General features: G+C 58.6%; 14 protein-coding genes and 1 pseudogene. 5 read left to right on the top strand and 10 right to left on the bottom strand.

Annotated elements, in window-relative coordinates; genetic code table 11:
- Positions 1-24: 24 nt before the first annotated feature.
- Entirely contained in the window at positions 25-942 is a 918-nt protein-coding gene (locus M0D65_RS16910; RefSeq protein WP_091015645.1) for a LysR family transcriptional regulator, read from the bottom strand.
- A gap of 140 nt (positions 943-1,082) precedes the next feature.
- Here M0D65_RS16910 and M0D65_RS16905 point away from each other — a divergent pair, with 140 nt between their 5' ends.
- Positions 1,083-1,694: an FMN-dependent NADH-azoreductase gene (locus M0D65_RS16905; RefSeq protein ID WP_266253703.1), complete on the top strand. Its 612-nt coding sequence runs from the start codon at positions 1,083-1,085 to the stop codon at positions 1,692-1,694.
- Positions 1,691-2,389: a YceI family protein gene (locus M0D65_RS16900; protein ID WP_266253702.1), complete on the top strand. Its 699-nt coding sequence runs from the start codon at positions 1,691-1,693 to the stop codon at positions 2,387-2,389. Before M0D65_RS16905 ends, M0D65_RS16900 begins: the two co-directional genes overlap by 4 nt.
- An 84-nt stretch (positions 2,390-2,473) precedes the next feature.
- On the opposite strand, the gene M0D65_RS16895 is transcribed toward M0D65_RS16900, so the two are convergent.
- The 7 genes and pseudogenes from M0D65_RS16895 to M0D65_RS16865 form a co-directional block, all read right to left on the bottom strand.
- Positions 2,474-2,806: a hypothetical protein gene (locus M0D65_RS16895; RefSeq protein ID WP_266253797.1), complete on the bottom strand. Its 333-nt coding sequence runs from the start codon at positions 2,804-2,806 to the stop codon at positions 2,474-2,476.
- Positions 2,807-2,977: 171 nt separating this feature from the next.
- Positions 2,978-4,194, bottom strand: a pseudogene (locus tag M0D65_RS16890) (AMP-binding protein); the annotation flags it as partial.
- A 17-nt stretch (positions 4,195-4,211) separates the two neighbouring features.
- Positions 4,212-5,000 carry an enoyl-CoA hydratase/isomerase family protein gene (locus M0D65_RS16885; protein ID WP_266253701.1) on the bottom strand — a complete coding sequence of 263 codons (789 nt, stop codon included), beginning with the start codon at positions 4,998-5,000 and terminating at the stop codon, positions 4,212-4,214.
- Between the two features lie 66 nt (positions 5,001-5,066).
- Positions 5,067-6,806 carry a CocE/NonD family hydrolase gene (locus tag M0D65_RS16880; RefSeq protein WP_266253700.1) on the bottom strand — a complete coding sequence of 580 codons (1,740 nt, stop codon included), beginning with the start codon at positions 6,804-6,806 and terminating at the stop codon, positions 5,067-5,069.
- Positions 6,803-8,182 carry an MFS transporter gene (locus M0D65_RS16875; RefSeq protein ID WP_266253699.1) on the bottom strand — a complete coding sequence of 460 codons (1,380 nt, stop codon included), beginning with the start codon at positions 8,180-8,182 and terminating at the stop codon, positions 6,803-6,805. Before M0D65_RS16875 ends, M0D65_RS16880 begins: the two co-directional genes overlap by 4 nt.
- 80 nt (positions 8,183-8,262) lie before the next feature.
- Positions 8,263-9,732 carry an aldehyde dehydrogenase family protein gene (locus M0D65_RS16870; RefSeq protein ID WP_266253698.1) on the bottom strand — a complete coding sequence of 490 codons (1,470 nt, stop codon included), beginning with the start codon at positions 9,730-9,732 and terminating at the stop codon, positions 8,263-8,265.
- Positions 9,733-9,754: 22 nt separating this feature from the next.
- Entirely contained in the window at positions 9,755-10,726 is a 972-nt protein-coding gene (locus tag M0D65_RS16865) for an amidohydrolase family protein (protein ID WP_266253697.1), read from the bottom strand.
- Between the two features lie 172 nt (positions 10,727-10,898).
- Between M0D65_RS16865 and M0D65_RS16860 the strand changes: the two genes are divergently transcribed.
- Both M0D65_RS16860 and M0D65_RS16855 read left to right on the top strand, forming a co-directional pair.
- Positions 10,899-11,357: a MarR family transcriptional regulator gene (locus M0D65_RS16860; protein ID WP_308076674.1), complete on the top strand. Its 459-nt coding sequence runs from the start codon at positions 10,899-10,901 to the stop codon at positions 11,355-11,357.
- 12 nt (positions 11,358-11,369) lie between these two features.
- Entirely contained in the window at positions 11,370-12,236 is an 867-nt protein-coding gene (locus M0D65_RS16855) for a helix-turn-helix domain-containing protein (RefSeq protein ID WP_266253696.1), read from the top strand.
- A 73-nt stretch (positions 12,237-12,309) separates the two neighbouring features.
- Here M0D65_RS16855 and M0D65_RS16850 read toward each other — a convergent pair whose 3' ends face one another.
- Both M0D65_RS16850 and M0D65_RS16845 read right to left on the bottom strand, forming a co-directional pair.
- A complete protein-coding gene (locus M0D65_RS16850; RefSeq protein WP_266253695.1) occupies positions 12,310-13,194 on the bottom strand; it encodes an AraC family transcriptional regulator in 885 nt (294 codons plus the stop codon).
- A 113-nt stretch (positions 13,195-13,307) separates the two neighbouring features.
- Complete coding sequence (locus M0D65_RS16845) at positions 13,308-14,453, bottom strand: hypothetical protein (protein ID WP_266253694.1); 1,146 nt, start codon at positions 14,451-14,453, stop codon at positions 13,308-13,310.
- Between the two features lie 570 nt (positions 14,454-15,023).
- On the opposite strand from M0D65_RS16845, the gene M0D65_RS16840 reads away from it, so the two are divergent.
- Complete coding sequence (locus M0D65_RS16840) at positions 15,024-17,309, top strand: carbohydrate-binding protein (RefSeq protein WP_266253693.1); 2,286 nt, start codon at positions 15,024-15,026, stop codon at positions 17,307-17,309.
- Positions 17,310-17,370 lie beyond the last annotated feature (61 nt).

The raw sequence follows: 17,370 nt of genomic DNA, 5'->3' as shown, positions 1-17,370 counted from the left end.
CCTCGTCGCGAGGCCGCGCCCGTGCTAGCGGGAAGTGTTTCCCAGCTTGCCCGGGCACAGCTTCAGCCGGTCGATAAGCCACCGCCCGGCCGGCCCGGGTGGCGCCGCGGTCGGGTAGATGGCGAACATCGGCAGCATGAGACCGCCGGGAGGGACATCCTCAATTTGCAGGACGACGAGCTTGCCGCTGGCAATATCCGCGGCAACGGCATGCAGCGGCATGCCACCCCAGCCCAGGCCGTTGAGAAGGAAAGCGTGTTTGGCGAAGAGGTCGGCAAGCCGCCAGGTGGACGGCGACATTACACCGACTTCGCGCCCGTCGGATTGATTCGTTCTATCGGTCAGAACAAGCTGGACATGCTTGGCAAGCTCAGCTTTCGGAATGATTCCATCCAGCGCTGCAAGTGGATGATCGGGAGCCGCGACCATCAGGAAACCAACGTCGAGCAGACGCTCCGTCGACATGGACGGTGGCACAACGGGCAGCGGTCCGATAATGCCAAAGCTCGCGCGCCCATCAAGAATGGGTTGAAGCACACCGCCGAGCGCTTCGACATAGAGTCGCAGCGGCGTGCCCGGAAACTCTTCCTTGAACTGCTTCGCCGCCGCGGTTATAGCCTCGATCGGCAAAAACACATCGATCACTGCCGACAGTTCCGGCTCCAGCCCCGATGACATGGCTTTGGCACGCGCCTTCATGAAGTCGACACCGGAGACGATGCCGCGCGCATCGGCAAGCAGAACAACACCGGCCGGCGTCAGCTTCGGATAGCGACCTGAGCGATCGAACAGCGGCACACCAATCTGTTCCTCGAGATTGCTGACGAGCTCGCTCACCGCAGATTGCGCTCGCCGCAGCTTACGCGCCGCGGCGGAGAAACTGCCCTCGTCGACCGAGGTAATGAAGGTTCGCAACTGATCGAGAGAGACACCATCTAGCATTACACGCTCCATCCATCGGTCACAGCGATAGATAAGATCGGAATATAGCGGCTATTCGACATGGCATCAAACATGAGACAAATCACGGGTGTTTCGATACCTCAAACGCGTTATCCAATTCTTCCCGCGAGACTAATTCCATGAAACTTCTGCATATCGATTCCAGCATCCTCGGTCAACACTCGGTCAGCCGTGTTCTCACTTCAGAAATCGTGGCGCGACAGGTCGAACTACATCCGGGTATCGACGTCATCTACCGTGATCTCGCGAACGATGCCCTCCTGCATCTGTCCGGCGCACATCTCGCGGTCTTCCAGGGCGCGGCCGTGTCCGATGCTGCGTTAGGCACCGATCTCGCTACCGGTGGTGCATACCTGGACGAACTGTTTGCGGCCGACATCATCGTCATCGGTGCGCCGATGTACAACTTCTCGGTGTCTTCGCAGCTCAAGGCGTGGATCGACCGTGTCGTCGTCGCCGGCAAGTCCTTCAAGTACGGCGAGAAAGGTCCAGAAGGCCTGCTGCCGAAGAGCAAGAAAGTCTTCGTCGCGTCGTCGCGTGGTGGCGTCTATAGCGGCGGCAGCCCCGCAGCGATTTTCGATCATCACGAGACTTACCTGACGGGCGTGTTGTCCTTCATCGGGCTGACCGACATCACTATCGTCCGGGCTGAGGGTCTCAACCTGGGGCCCGACGCAAAGGATGCGTCGATTGCTACGGCGCTCGCCGACATCGCAGCGCTAGCTGCATGAGCACGATATTCGAAAAGATCGCAGCACCTGAACGCAAGCTCTTTACCCTTACAGAGGAATTCCTCTTCATGAAATCACGTTACCTTGCCGCAGGCATTGTGGCCGCAACGCTAGCCTTCTCTGCTGCGGTACCGCAGGCGATGGCGCAGCAAGTTTCCTCGAAAGATCCAGAGGCGGTCAAAGCCGGGAACTACAAGGTCGAGCCTTTCCACACGCAAGTCGGCTTCTCGATTTCGCATTTCGGCTTCTCGGACTTTTCCGGTTTCTTCTCTGGAGCCTCCGGCACGCTTCAGTATGATCCGTCGAAGGTATCGCTCTCGAAGCTGGACGTTTCCATTCCCGTGCAGTCGATCCTCACCACCGTGCCTCCGCTCAATGAACAGCTAAAGGGAGAGCAGTGGTTCGACGCGGCTAAATTCCCTGCTGCGACTTTTACCTCGACCAAAGTCACGTCGACCGGCAAGGGTGCGGTCACTATCGTCGGCGATCTGACTCTGCATGGCGTCACCAGGCCGGTGACGCTTAAAGCTCACCTTGTCGGCTCGGGTATCAATCCGCTGAATAAGGTTTTCACGGTGGGCTTCGAAGCGACTGGTGTCATCAAACGCAGTGACTTCGAGATCAAGCAGTATTTGCCGCTGGTCGGCGACGAGGTTCAACTAAAGATTGCTGGGGCTTTCGAGCTTCAGCAATAAGCGACTCCTATGGATAGGGCGCCGGCCCTATCAAATCATCATCGGGTTCTATCCTGCCCATCCACTGACGGACAGGATGCCCCACTACGTGGTCTTCTTCGCGTCAAGATTTAAAAGGCGAACCATCGCCTCCCGCATCGCAAACTTCTGCACCTTTCCCGTAACGGTCAGCGGCATTTCGTCGACAAAGCGAACATACCGCGGCACCTTGTAATGCGCGATCTGTCCGCGGCAAAAATCGCGGATGTCTTCCTCGCTGGCGTGTTCGCCTTGTCGAAGCACGATCCACGCACATAGTTCCTCGCCGGTTTTGTCGTCCGGCACACCGAACACCTGAACATTCTGGATCTTGGGATGCGTGAAGAGATATTCCTCTATCTCGCGAGGATAGATGTTCTCGCCACCGCGAATCACCATGTCCTTCAGCCGGCCGACGATGTTGCAATAGCCGTCGGCATCGATCGTTGCAAGGTCGCCTGTATGCATCCATCCATCGAGGATGCTCTCGCGTGTCTTCACCTCGTCGTCCCAGTAGCCCAGCATGACGGAGTATCCCTTCGTGCAGAGTTCCCCTGTTACGCCGACGGGCACCGTATTGCCGAGGTAATCGACGATCTTCACCTCAAGGTGCGGTTGAATCCGCCCGACAGTGGTAGTGCGTTTATCGAGCGGATCCGTGGTTGCACTCTGAAACGACACGGGGCTCGTCTCCGTCATGCCATACGCGATGGTGACCTCCCGCATGTGCATCCTGGCCATCACCTGCTCATGGTCTCGATCGGGCATGGCGAGCCCGCCATGATGCCCGTGCGGAGACTGCTCAGATCAAACGTGGCGAACGCCTCATGTTCCAGCTCGGCAATGAACATTGTCGGTACGCCGTGTAGTGCCGTGCAGCGCTCCTGCTCGACCGACGCGAGCGTCGCGCCGGCATCGAATCCCTCGCCAGGAAAGACCATCTGCGCGCCAACCGATACGCATGCCATAACGCCGAGCACCATCCCGAAGCAGTGGTAAAGCGGAACCGGAATGCAAAGCGAGTCGGTCTCGGTCAGCTTCATGGCCATTGCCACAAAACGTCCGTTGTTGACGACGTTTCGATGTGTCAGCGTGGCACCTTTCGGACTGCCCGTGGTACCGCTCGTGAACTGAATGTTGATTGGGTCTTGCGCGGATAGATCGTTCGTCGCCTTCTGTCTCTCATGTAAATTCGCCGCGCCGCCCAGCATGACGGCGGCAAACGGCATTACACCCGGGATGTCCTGATCGCCAACGGATATGACAGTCCGCAATTGTGGCAAACGCGCACACTGCAAGTAACCGGCTCGCTGCGCCTTAAGCTCCGGAGCAATGTCGAGCAGCATCGAAATGTAGTGTGACTTCTTGAATTGCTCAGCCGTCACGAGCGCCTTGCACCCCACCTTGCGCAAGGCGTACTCGAGCTCGGAAACCCGATAGGCCGGATTGATGTTGACCAGTACCGCACCGATGCGTGCCGTGGCGAACTGTGTGAGCAACCATTCGAATCGGTTCGGCGACCAGATTCCGACGCGGTCGCCCTTCGTTATGTCCAGGGACAAAAGACCCGCAGCCAGTCGATCGACGCGTTCGTCGAACTCCTTCCACGTCCAGCGCACGCCCTGCTCGCGGAACACGACAGCTTGTCGATCAGGAAAGCGTAGCGCCGTATCTCTCAGCAACTGACCGATGGTCGCCTCGCTTAACGGAACGTCTGTCTCGCCACGCACGTACGCAACGCCATCGACAGGTGCGACAAGCGCAGTAGAACCGGGGAAAGTTTGCATCACGCCTTTCTCTCCGACTACTTGCCGTAGAACACCAGATCGCCAGGCACCGCATCGCGATCGAACGCTTCGGCGGTGTTGGCAAAACCACGCGTAGCGTCTTCCGTGTGATACAGATCCAGCCAGAGGTCCGGCATTGCAATGTCGGCACCCGCCACACCGCCGCTCGACCACGTTTTTAGCAGCGTCCGTGTCACCGCGTAGGAAAGCGTAGGACCGTCCGATAGTTGTGTGATCAACTCACCCGCAACCCGTTCGAGCTCATCCGGTTCGGCCACATGTGTGGCAATGCCGAGCTCCCCGGCGAGAGCGCCTGGAATTCCTTCGCCGAGCATGGCAAAGCGCGACGCGCGGCTACGTCCCACGCGTTCGGCCAGCCGCTGCAGTCCGCCGGCGACGGGCAACATCGCGGTAGTGACCTCTACGCATCTGAAGACCGCGTTCGTTGCCGCCACGATGAAATCGCAACTCAAGGCAAGTTCAAAGCCGCCACCGAATGCGAGGCCCTGCACCACGGCCACCGTGGGAATACGCAGTGCCTCGATGGCACGATACGACGCGTTGACATCCGCGACGAACGTGCGAAACCAGTTCAGGTCTTTACCGGGCCACTCGCGAACCTCGCCGCCGTGACTGAAATCCGGCCCCTCCGCGCGAACGACGAGCACCCGGATATCGCTTTCGCTAGCTTCATGAATCGCATCGCGCAGACCTTGGGCAAAACGCAGATCAAGCCGGTTGTAGGGCGGATTCGCCAATACGATCGTGCCTACCTTTCCATCACGCTCGAAACGTATGCTCTTCATTGATAAACCTCAGATTGATGATCAAATTCAGCGGGTGCCAGTTGGCACCTCGCAGAAATCCGCGACTCAGGACGACCGCCCGTTCAGCGCAATGATGGGAAGCAACAAATGCGACGGACGATCCGCGTCGCGGTAGATCTTGTGGGTGACCGTGTCGCTGCTGCATACGTGATACGGGATGTACTCGACATCGGTCATCGCGCCGGTTCCGGTCGGCACGTCCAGACTGCAAATCTCCAGGCAGATCCGATGACCCGCCTTGAACTGGTTCGCCATCGCCAGCACCTGAATCTCATACTTGACGATCTCGCCTGGCGTAACCGGTTCGATCGAACTCTTCGTCAACTTGTGGAACGGTTCTCCAGGCTTCGACCGGTCGGGATCGGTTGCCCGATATGAGGCCTTCAACCAGCCGCGCGTCAGTTCGCGTTCCGGCAACGTATCCGGAACGGTTCGTTCGCCGGCACGCGCAGTGACCACCGAGACGTCCGGTCCCACGTCCTTGAGCACGACGATCCAGTTCGTGTCCGCCTGATCGATTTCAGCGTAGAGCGTGAGTGAGATCGGGCCCGCTACCAGCACGTCGTGGGCGAGCGGTTCGGTCATATAGCGCAGGCGCTCGACCCTGGTGGTTTTCTTGAGCGGCATCTGCGTAAAGACATCGGGCTCGCGCTGCGCATTGCCGACCTCAGCCGACGGTCGGGGGGCATCGGTGGAAAGCCGCTCCCAACCGGCGAGGTGATACTTGACCCATTGTGTTTCGGGCAAGGGCCAATCGGTACCCGTGCGCCATTCGTTCGCGCCCATCACCCAGTAGCGAACCGGCGGCTCGTCCATGATGCCGGTGTCGACACCCTTGAGCCAGTAGTCGTACCAGCGAATGACTTCGTCGTGATACTGATGGAACGGTCTCTCCAGATGAGCCGGACCGGTAAAGACCAGCTTGCGCGGCTGCTTGACGTTGCCGAAATAGTGCTGGGCACCGAGCCAATGCAATTTGTACGTATACGCATAGGCACCGGACCCCGTATAGAACGGCACCTTGATCGCCTTGAAGACTTCTTCGGCACGCTCAACGGTTCCGTCCGGCTCCCAGGGGTTTGTCATGATGTGATACATCACCGCTGTACGCTGACCCTTCTGCGTCAGAATGTTGTAGAGGTTGATGTACATCTTGTAGTCGGGATTGCGCATGGCCGTTCGCCAGTGCGCCTCCTGATCGTCGGGTAGCGGTCCAGGTACGTCGCGCGATTCGTGAACCGTGCTAAAAACGTCGAGCAGGTAGGGGAACGTATGGATGACGCCGCCAGGATTGAAGTCCCGAAAGCCGAACATACCTCCGTAGGCACTACAGGCGTCGTAAGGGAAGATCGCCTTAAGAGCCGGATGCCCTTGCGCCGCCGCGCGCCATTGCTCTCCTGCGTACCCCGAAATGCCGACCATGCCGACCTTGCCGTCCGACCACGGCTGCTGCGTGATCCACTCGATCATGTCGTAGTGATCGGTGTTCTCACCACCATAGTGACCTTCCGATTTCGCCGAGCCTCGGGGCTGTGCAATGACATGCACATAGCCGTTAGCGATAAAGCGTCGGGTATCGCCCGCTTCGATCGGTCCGAACCACAGTGGCGCATGCGCCGGTTGCGGCGGCAGGACGTCGGCAATCTCCGGGCCCTGAATGTCCTTGTTGTGCAGCGCCGAAGCATAGAGCACCGGATACTTTCCGCTCGCCTCGGGTCGATAGACGTCGACTGCAAGACGGGTACCGTCTCGCATCGTTACGATGACGTCGCGTTCTTCAATCATGTTTTTTCCCTATTCGTTGGTACGTTCTGTCTTCCCGAAACACGGCTCAGGAAAACAACCATGACGCACGATGCGAGCGCGGGCACCGCAGCGGCGATAAACAATGCAGTATTCGACCACTGCAGCCTGATGAGCTGTCCTGCCACGACGGGGCCGATAATCGAACCCGCCCGGCCGATTCCCAGACTCCAGCCAACCCCGGTGGCGCGCAACGAAGTGGGGTACAGCGTCGCCGTCAGTGCGTTGACCGCGGGCTGCCCACCCACAATGCAGATTCCACTGATCAACACGACGGCGTAGCGCAATCCCGTCGACAGATCGGGGAGACCGACCGACGACACCGAAAATGTCGCCAGCAAAAAACCGAGCGCGAGCACCCGATAGAAACCGAAGCGGTCCATCAACGGCCCCATCAGCAACGCGCCGACCGTTCCGCCGATCTGCAGCGAGGTGCCGATGAGCACGGCCGTCGAGACCTCGTGGCCAACGCGCAAGGACAACATGGGCAGCCAGTTCGACAGGAAGAAGAGATCGAGCAGGTTCGCGAAGTTGATCCCCCACAGCAGTAGCGTCATCGCGCCGCGACCATCGCGAAACAGTTCGCCAACGGAAGCCTTCGTTTGCGACTGTGTGTGGACGACGAAGCGGGTTCCGGGTCCGATCCGGACATCCGGAGCAATTCGCTCAAGCCACCTGCCGATCGTTTCCGGGCTGCGCTGCTTGATCACCATCAGTTGAAGCGACTCCGGCAGATACCTCGCCATGACGACTGCAATGATCAACGGCAGCAGACCACCGACAAGGAACACCGGCCTCCATCCAAGTGACGGCAACAGCGTTGCGCAAAGCAGTCCGCCGGCAATTGCCCCGCCTGTGAAACCGCACGACACCCATGTCATCAACGACGCGCGATATTTGCGCGGACTGTATTCGCTGACCAGCGCGATGGCGTTACCCATCACGCCACCGATACCGAAACCAGTCAGGAAACGAATCGCCAGAAATTCCGGCACGCTGTGAACCAGCGTCGTACCCAGCATGCACAACCCATAGAAGACCGTCGCACCGACCAGTACGGGCCGGCGCCCTATGCGATCGGCCATTGCGCCAAGAACGATAGAACCCGCAAGCATCCCCAACAGGCTCGCACCGAATACCGGACCGAGTTCGGCAGCGCCGATGCCCCACGCGCGGACGATTGCGGGGGCGACAAAACCCATCGTCTGCACATCGAACCCATCCATCACCACCGAGCAACCGATCAGCACCATGATCCATTTCTGGAAGGTGCTCAACGGCTGACTATCGATCAGTTCGCCGATATCGACGATCGAAGCGCGCTCTTGCTCCACACGCTGCGCGGTATCCGGGATCAATTTCGCTCCTCGCTCCGTTCGGGCATGAAATCCGCGCCTATAGACCACGTCCGACGACGTCGGTCCCTAGCTGCGGATTTCTAGAATGGATAGGCCGGCAGGTCATCACGCGTCGTCACCCACTGCCACTCCGTGAACTGGTCCGCGTTGGTCAATGTGCTGTAGTTATGCCCGTTACCGGACAAGCCCACACCACCCATCGGTCCAAACACTTCATGCAGGATTGTCTGGTCGTTGATATGAACGATGCCCGCATGCAACCGGTCGGCAATTCGCTGGGCCCGACGCAGGTTGGAAGACGCTACTGCCGCAACCAGGCCGTACCGGTTCTGATTGGCCAGTGAAACGGCTTCGTCATCGTCCTTGAACACGGTGACTGCCGCGACCGGGCCGAAGATCTCTTCGTCGAACACCGGCATGCCGGGCGCAACGTCGACCATGACAGTCGGTTTAAAGAACAGTCCATCGCGAGATCCACCGGCCAGAATCTTTGCGCCCTTGCTTACCGAGTCCGCTACGATGCGATCGACGTTTTCTGCCTGCCGTTCATTGATGATCGGTCCAAGATGAAAGTCGCCTTTAAAAGGATCGCCAACCGTTAGTGCGCTGGTTCGCCGCACGAGGCTTTCGATGTATGCGTCCGCAATGCTTTCCTGAACGAGATGCCGACCCGCGGCCATGCAAACTTGCCCCTGATGCAAAAACGACCCCCATGCACCCGCACTCGCCGCCGCTTCGACATCGACGTCGTCAAGCACGATGTAGGGATTCTTGCCACCTAGCTCGAGGTTCGCGCGTTTGAGCAGGCCGCCCGCTACGGCGCCGATTGCCTGGCCAACCCGCGTGGACCCCGTGAAGCTGATCATGTTGACCTGCGGGTCGCGCACCAGGGCGTCGCCCGTTTCTGCGCCACCGGGAAGGACGTGGAACAGTCCTTCGGGCAACCCTGCTATCTCAAGCAGACACGCATACAGGATGCCGCCGCTAACCGGTGTTTGCGGATCGGGCTTAAGCAGCACTGCGTTGCCGGTGGCGAGCGCCGGCGCAATCGCTCGCGCCGCAAGTATCAAGGGCGAATTCCATGGAGTAATGACGCCGACCACACCCATCGGCACCCTGCGCGCGACGCTATGCCGCTCCCTCACGTCACTGGTCGTGATCACCCCGGTTGACTGACTGGCCAACGCAGCACCTTCGAGAATCTCGCGTATCGCCAGCTTCACCTCGAGATAGCCCTTCGGCCTTATCGATCCGGTCTCCCGGACAATCTGACGCGCGATCTCCTCTCGATGCTCTTGCAACAAGCGAGCGACCTCGCGCAACACATCGCCGCGCTGTGGCCCGGGTGTTGCGGCCCAGGCGCGTTGTGCCTGGGTTGCGATCGCAGCGGCAGCCGACACATCGGCGGCCGATGCAGCGCCAACCGAGCCGATTTCGATGCCGGTCGCCTTCTCCGTCACCGCGATCGTTCCCGCGCCTCCGGTTTTCCAACCGCCGCTATAGATCCTGTTGCGCCACACGTCTGCGGGTGCCAGCTCAGTCACGGACATCTGAATTCTCCTTTTCCTCGTATCACTCAAGACCAAACAGACGTCGTGCGTTTTCGCGCCCAATCTTCACGCGATCGGTTTCGCTGATCGAGCACGTGTCGAACCACTGGGACGCTTCGTCATGCGTTTCAAATGGGTAATCCACCGAGTACATGATGCGGTCGCTACCCACTTCCAGCATCGTGGATAGAAGCGTCTGCGTTCTAAAATTGCCGCTGGTCGTGACGTAGACGTTTTCTCTTAGATATTCACCGACGCTGCGCTTGCACGGCAGTCCTCGCGGCGCTTTTTGCAAAATGTGATCGACACGCCAGACGTTGAACGGAATACCTTCGCCGAGATGGCCAAGAATCATCTGCAACGTTGGGTTGCGGTCGAAGAGACCTGACGTGATCAGCCGCAGTGCGTGGATACTCGTTTCAACCGCGAACGCCCACGTTGCGGCGGTCAACCATGGGAAGCCGTCGTAGATCGGTTCACGCGACGGCAGCGGATCCCGCGGATGCATATAGAAAGGCTTGCCGAGCGCAGCCGCGCTGGTCCAGAAATCGGCGTACTGCGGAGCGTCGTAGTACACGACATTTTCGGCATCGCCCACCTGGGAAAAGCCGTTCACCATGAAGCCGTGAAATCCGAGCTCCTTCACGCTGCGCTCGAGCTCGCGCGCAGCGGCTTCGGGGTCCTGCATCGGCAATGCGGCAAATCCGCCGAGGCGCTTTGGATGACGCGCAACATGTTCCGCAAGGACATCGTTGGCCCGTCTTGCTACATCGATTGCCTGTTTGCTGTCCGGGATGCCCTGGATGCCAGGTGAGTTGAGCGACAGGATTGAATATTCGGTCCCGCCCTGCTCCATCCGTTCGAGCCGCTGCTGCTCGATGTCCAGCAGGTTCGACTTCAGCGTCTCCCAGAAGACGGGAGGCGCATAGATTTTCGACTGATCGATCGTGAGATCTATCGCGAAGTGTTCTTCAAGCGCAATCTTGTTTCTCATCGAGCTGCTCCAGTTCAACGCATCGCGACCTCAGTTTCGAGAAGGCGATCAGGGCATCACCCAGGGTCATTTCGGGTAACAATGTATTTGATTTATCAACTACATTGCAGCGGAGTATAATTGATTTATCAAATACATGTTCTCCGCGTAAACCCTTAAACCGTCGACGACCGTGAACACTCCCCTGTCACTCAAAGATCTGGAAAAAGCGATCCCCTTTCTGATGGCACGTGCGACTACCCGGATGGGGAACGCATTCGCAAAATCGCTCAAACCCTTTGGCCTCAGTCTTAGCGAATGGCGCGTCTGCGCGTCGCTTCTGTATGATCCGCGCCAGACACTGTCTGAACTATCGCTCCATGCGTCATCCGACATTTCGGCGTTGTCCAGAATCATCGATCGTCTCGAGGACCAGGAACTGGTGAAACGCGAGCGCAGCACGACGGACGGACGATCGGTCAGGATTGTCCTGACCGAAAAGGGAGAGGAACTTGCGCTCACCATCGTTCCGGTCGCAAAACGCCATGAGTCGGTGATCCTTTCAGGCTTTGCCCCAGGCGATGTGCGCGCGCTTCGCTCGATGCTGCTCAAGCTGTACAAGAACGCCGGCGAGCTCGACGAGTCGGATTAGAGGCCGCTGCTCATGATCCGCGCGGAACACGGCGTTAAGGCGACTGTCCTCGACACATGGGATCTACCCGGCGTCACCCGCATTGTCATGAGTCTGCGTTGGCAGACGGAGCCTGGCTGGATCGAACTGTCGTTCGAGCAGCCTGTGTTGTGCACGGTCGTCGAGGAAATCGGCGGTCGCTGCCAGGTGCGTATGTGCGCCGATCGGCCGGTACAGGGCGAATACTTCGGCACCGGACATCTAAGCCTGATTGCAACCAGACAACCGGTCGCGATCCATGCCACGGAAATGCTCCGGGCGCGGCTAGTCTTCTATCTTTTCGATCTGGCCGGAGCACACTGCCTCTCTCCCGCAGAGACGCGTGCGATCGTCGAAATGCAAAGCCGGTACATGTTCCGGAACGAACCGGTGCAGGTCTGCGCGGAAATCCTTGGACGACATGACAAAAGCGAAGGAGATTCATACGGCTTCCATCTCTCGCGTGCACTAACAGCTGCATTGCATGGTGTGGCGTGTGCTCCGCTTGCCTCTGTCTCCCCGCTTGCCCGGAAACTCACGGGCAACACCATGGAAGCAATCTCTACCCACATCCTCGACCATCTCGATCAACCCGTGACCGTTGAAGCACTCGCCCACGTCGCGAGCATTCCAATGGCCCAATTCGGTGCAGCCTTCCGCGACGCAACGAGTCTGTCGGTGCAACGCTGGCAGATGGACGCCCGCGTGAGAAGAGCCCAACGTTTGATGATCGACACTCCCGCTGAATGCCTTGCGAAAGTCGCAGCCCTCGCCGGCTTCTCGGATCAAGGGCATCTTTCCCGGGTATTCGTGGAAATCGTCGGCACCACGCCGACTGCCTGGATTCATCAGCACAGGTAATGCTCAAGAATCAGCGCCTGTGAAAGATCATCATCGGTTGCGGATACAACTTACCCGACTCTCAGCCTTTAGTTCATTTCAACCGGATGCGGCGCCACGCGCCTGGAGAGATCCCCGTCATCGCGCGAAACGCTCGGGTAAACGGGCTCTGTTCGGAAAAGCCTGTGTCGAGCGCAATGCCGACAAGACTGTTGTTACGATCCATGAGCAGGCGCTTGGCGTAGTCGATGCGCCCCTGGAGATGCCATCTGTGTGGCGTCACACCAGTCGAAACCTTGAACGCTCGCCCGAATTGAGAAGATGAAAGTCCTGCTAGCGCCGCCAGTTCAGCCAACCTGACAGGTTGTGCGAGACGTTCCGCCATGAACGCGGTGACGACCCTGAGCTGGTGTCCGGAAAGACCAAGACGCCGCGGAGGTTGCGTCCTCGACGTATTGAGGCGCGCAAAACGAGCGATGATCGCAGCAGTCAGGCTGTCACCGAGCAAACCAGAACCGGAGGCCTCGCCCTCGATGGAAGCGAGTAGTCGCGCCAATGCCTGGAGATCTTCGTCGAAGAACATCAGGTGCGGCTCATCCAGCATCGCAAGCGGAAACTCACCGCCCATGATTTCCAGCACCCGCTCAGGGTCGAGCACCAGTCGAAGCTCATCGACACGCGAAATTTCGTCCGAGTATCCCCAGATACTCATCCCGCCCGGTATCAAGCTGGTATGACCGACTTTCCGTCTGTCCCGGTTCGGTGCCTTAACGACCTGATCGACGGCAAGCCGAGCTTCGCACCGGCCTCCCGATTCGTTCACGACAATGGAGAGAACCGGACAATCGCTCTTCAACTGATGCCACGCGGGACCGCGCAATACCTCCTGCTGCACCGAATGCACTTCGATGCCGCTCCAGCAATGAACTCGCCTTCTAGCCGCGCCCAGATTGTGCGGTTCGCTACCGACGATTTCCACGAATGCGATCCCTTCTGTCTGTACCCCAATCTGTTTCATCGTAGCGAGGCACGGATGCCCCGTCAATTTGACAGCCTTGCCTGGCGGCGGCACGCGATTCGATACACGCCTCGCTAGCGCCGTTTCGCACTCTGCGCATTCTGATCCACGACACCAGCGGCAAGCAACTGCGACCGGATGAGATCATAGGACGATTGTTGAAGTTGAAACGTATCGAACTTCACTGACATCCGGCGAATTTTTCCGTTGTAGAGATCTATTGCTGTTGAACCGTTAAGACCATTGCGATTGATACCGGTGTTGGCATACTGCCCACCCGCCTTCCACTCAAAGCCGCCGCCGCTCTGGCCGCCGACAATGTGCACGAGCGACGAACCCAGACCATCCGGAAGCGCTGCTCCCACAGCGAAAAACAGCTGCGAAATGAGGTCCAGTCCTTGAATCTGCGTCGTCTGGTCGAAGTTTCCGTAGAGCACAGGGCCTTGATGAATCAACGGATTGATGTAGATCGCGTCGTCGGTGAAGAACGACAGGATCGTGTTGACGTTTGCGCTGCACAGCGCAGCGTGAAACTGTTGTGCGAAGTCGATCATCTCCGGGGAGGCAGAGGGCTGGCCCGTTACGCTGGTAGTGAGAGCCAGTGGTCCAGGCGCCGCGGGCGTCGTCGACGAACGGGGGACGCCGCCCGGGTGGATAGGTGCGTTAGGAAATGCGACGCCCTGAGTCACAGCGGGACCGACAATGTCGGACTCTCCCATCTCGCGGGAGTCCCAGTAGTCGGTCATCCTGATGACCAGACCGCTATCGAAATCAAACACTCTCTGTGCCGTCAGCGCGTTCGTCGAAAAGAACGCGTTGCGAACACTAACCTCTTCAATGATGGCGCCATAGTTGATGTCGCCTGTCGCGTGAAAGAGCGTGGCGACATTCGCGGTACCCAGTACCTGTACCTCGCTACTGATCAACTGCGCTATCGCAGGAGTGAAGGTACTGATTCCCTGGAACAGAAGGTTGAGCGTGGCATCCGAAAACGTAAATGCGCTCGATTGCGCCATACGTGCGACCACACGGGCTGGATCTCCGCTGTCCCAGTCCTGATAGAAAGCGCGAAAGAAAGCCCACGTTTGTTCGCTCGTGATCTCCGCGGAGATAGCCGAACCAGTTCCCGCAGAGACACCGAACGCGCGGTCCGCCATGACAGCGAACGGCACAGCTGCGGCCATGGAGCCAAGAAATTTGCGGCGGCTAAAAGCAGTCATGCGGATCATCTCCTGAAGAGGCACGGGGTAGATATGTGTATGCCGTGGCCGGTTTTTATGTAGTCGATTCAAAAGTGAATGGACACATCTCGCCCATGCACACGTTCTGTGACGAGTACTTTGAGGGCGCACCTACTTCGGGTATTGACGAATCCCGCTGCGATTTGGATGTCACGCTAACGCCACCTATCTGAGTGGATAGGTGAATCTTAAGTTTACCTGCGACTAGGATTGATGGAACCCTGTATGCACCCGAAGCCTGCCAACCAGGCAAGCGACCGGTGGGTGTAGTGGAACATCAAGAGAGAAACCGTTTCTGCTCTAGCGGGACCTGACGCAGCGATCCTGTTCAAGGGTTCCCGGTTGCGCTCGATGTAATCGGCTACGTGGCCTGGTTGCACTAACGATTCTTGCCACGCCAGCGTTTAGCCGAAGCAATGCGCGTGGCATACGCCAGGCGTCTCACCAGCACACTGCTTAAGCAATTCGATCGACCGTACGTGCTTGTCGCCGACAAGCGGCGTTGTGCCGTGGTGCCGAACTGCAATAAAACCATTCGAGGAGATTAGATTGAAATCGACAATCTACCCGTGTCTTACGGCTTGTATGCTGACGCTAGCCCTTGGTGGGTGCAACGGCGATGGCAATCCGGTCACGCAAAGCACTGCGCATGCAGCGGCCACAGCTACAGCCAAGGTGATGCAGGCTTCAGCCGGCAGTCCATTCGGAGGCACGCCCTGGCCGGTTCCCGGACAGGTTCAGGTGGAGAATTTCGATTCCGGTGGTTTAAACGTCGGCTATTACACCGCGGACAATACGAATCACGGTGGGCAATATCGAACTAGCGAAGGCGTCAGCATCGAAGCCACCACCGACACCGGCGGCGGTTACGACGTGGGTTGGGCTGCCGCGGGAGAATGGCTCAATTACACGGTGAACGTCACGTCGGCGGGCACCTACGCACTCCAGGTACGCGTGGCTAACAGCGGCCCCGGTGGGACATTCCATTTCAATGTCGATGGCGTGTCGGCCACCGGCGAGTATTCCGTGCCCGACACCGGCGGCTGGCAAAACTGGCAGACGCTCTCGTCAAACGTCACGCTGACAGCAGGTGTCCATACGATTCAATTGCAGATGGACAGCGTGGGTAGCGCGGGAACGGTCGGCAACTTCAACTGGTTCTCGGTAATCAATGCGTCGAACTCGACGGTGCCGGACTTCGGACCCAATGTATTGATCTTCGATCCGACCATGTCCGCATCGAGCATTCAGAGTCAGCTCGACAACGTATTCAGTCAGCAGGAAACAAATCAGTTCGGCACGAACCGTTACGCATTGCTTTTCAAACCGGGCTCCTACAACGTCGACGTGAATGTGGGCTTCTATACGCAGGTACTCGGCCTCGGACAATCGCCCGACGATGTGACGATAAACGGCGCGGTGCATGCCGAAGCGGACTGGTTCCAGGGTAACGCGACGCAGAACTTCTGGCGCGGCGCCGAGAATATGGCGGTCGTTCCTTCAGGTACGGGAGGTACCGACCGCTGGGCCGTGTCGCAAGCGTCGCCGTGGCGTCGCATGCATATCAAAGGCAATGTCGTGCTGGACGATAACGGCGGCTGGTCCAGCGGCGGTTTCCTTGCGGACTCCGTCATCGATAACCAGATCAACTCCGGATCGCAACAGCAGTGGTTGTCGCGCAACTCGCAATGGGGAAGCTGGATCGGTTCGAACTGGAACATGGTGTTTGTCGGTGTCAATAACGCACCGTCGGGAACGTGGCCGAATCCGCCTTACGTCGTAGTGAACCAGACGCCCGTGTCGAGAGAGAAGCCGTTCCTGACGATCGACACCGCGGGTCACTACAACGTCTTCGTTCCGAGTGTTAAGTCCAATAGCCAGGGGGCGGGCTGGGTCAATGCGGCAGAAGCCGGTCAGTTGCTGCCGATCAGTCAGTTCTATGTTGCCAGGCAGAATATCGACACTGCCGCAACCCTCAATGCGGCGCTCGCCCAAGGGCTCAACCTTTTGTTCACGCCCGGCGTTTATCACCTGAACGGCAACCTGCATGTAACGCGCGCCAACACCGTCATCCTTGGTCTTGGCATCGCTACGCTCGAAGCCGACAACGGCGTGACTGCGATGTCGGTGGATGATGTCGATGGCGTGGTAATCGCCGGGCTGCTCTTCGATGCGGGCACAACCAATACGCCTGTACTACTGCAGGTGGGACCGCAGGGAAGTTCACAAAATCACTCGGCCAATCCCACGTCGTTGCACGATCTCTTTTTCCGGGTGGGCGGTGCCGCGGCGGGAGCGGCGACGGTGAGCTTGCAGATCAATAGCAACAACGTCATCGGCGACGATTTCTGGCTGTGGCGTGCCGATCACGGGACCGGCGTGGGCTGGACTGTCAACCCGGCAACGAACGGTCTGGTCGTAACAGGTGCGAATGCAACGATCTACGGGCTCGCGGTTGAACACTACGAGCAGTACCAGACCTTGTGGAGCGGCAATGGCGGCAGGGTGTACTTCTATCAAAGCGAAGCCCCTTACGACGTACCGAACCAGGCTGGCTGGATGAATGGCGGTGAGAACGGCTATGCATCGTACAAGGTGACCAGTTCCGTCACGAGTCACCAGGCCTGGGGAGTGGGCATCTACTGTTACTTCAGCACCAACTCGAGCGTCAAACTGGCCAATGCGATCGAAACACCCAATGGCTCAGGGATCGCGTTTAAGGATATGACGACGGTTTCGCTAGGCGGTGTCGGAGAGATCACGCACGTGATCAACAATACGGGCGGTACGGCCAACTCGTCGGCATCTGTTGTGCGGCTTGCGCAGTATCCTTAACGTGTCGTTGAAAAGCGCCCTGCCTGACTGACGATTGGACAGGTGTTCATAAAGAGGTCCG

It is taken from the genome of Paraburkholderia sp. CHISQ3, from assembly GCF_030464945.1.
Classification (GTDB): Bacteria; Pseudomonadota; Gammaproteobacteria; order Burkholderiales; family Burkholderiaceae; genus Paraburkholderia; species Paraburkholderia megapolitana.
This window is presented reverse-complemented; position numbering and strand designations above follow the sequence as displayed.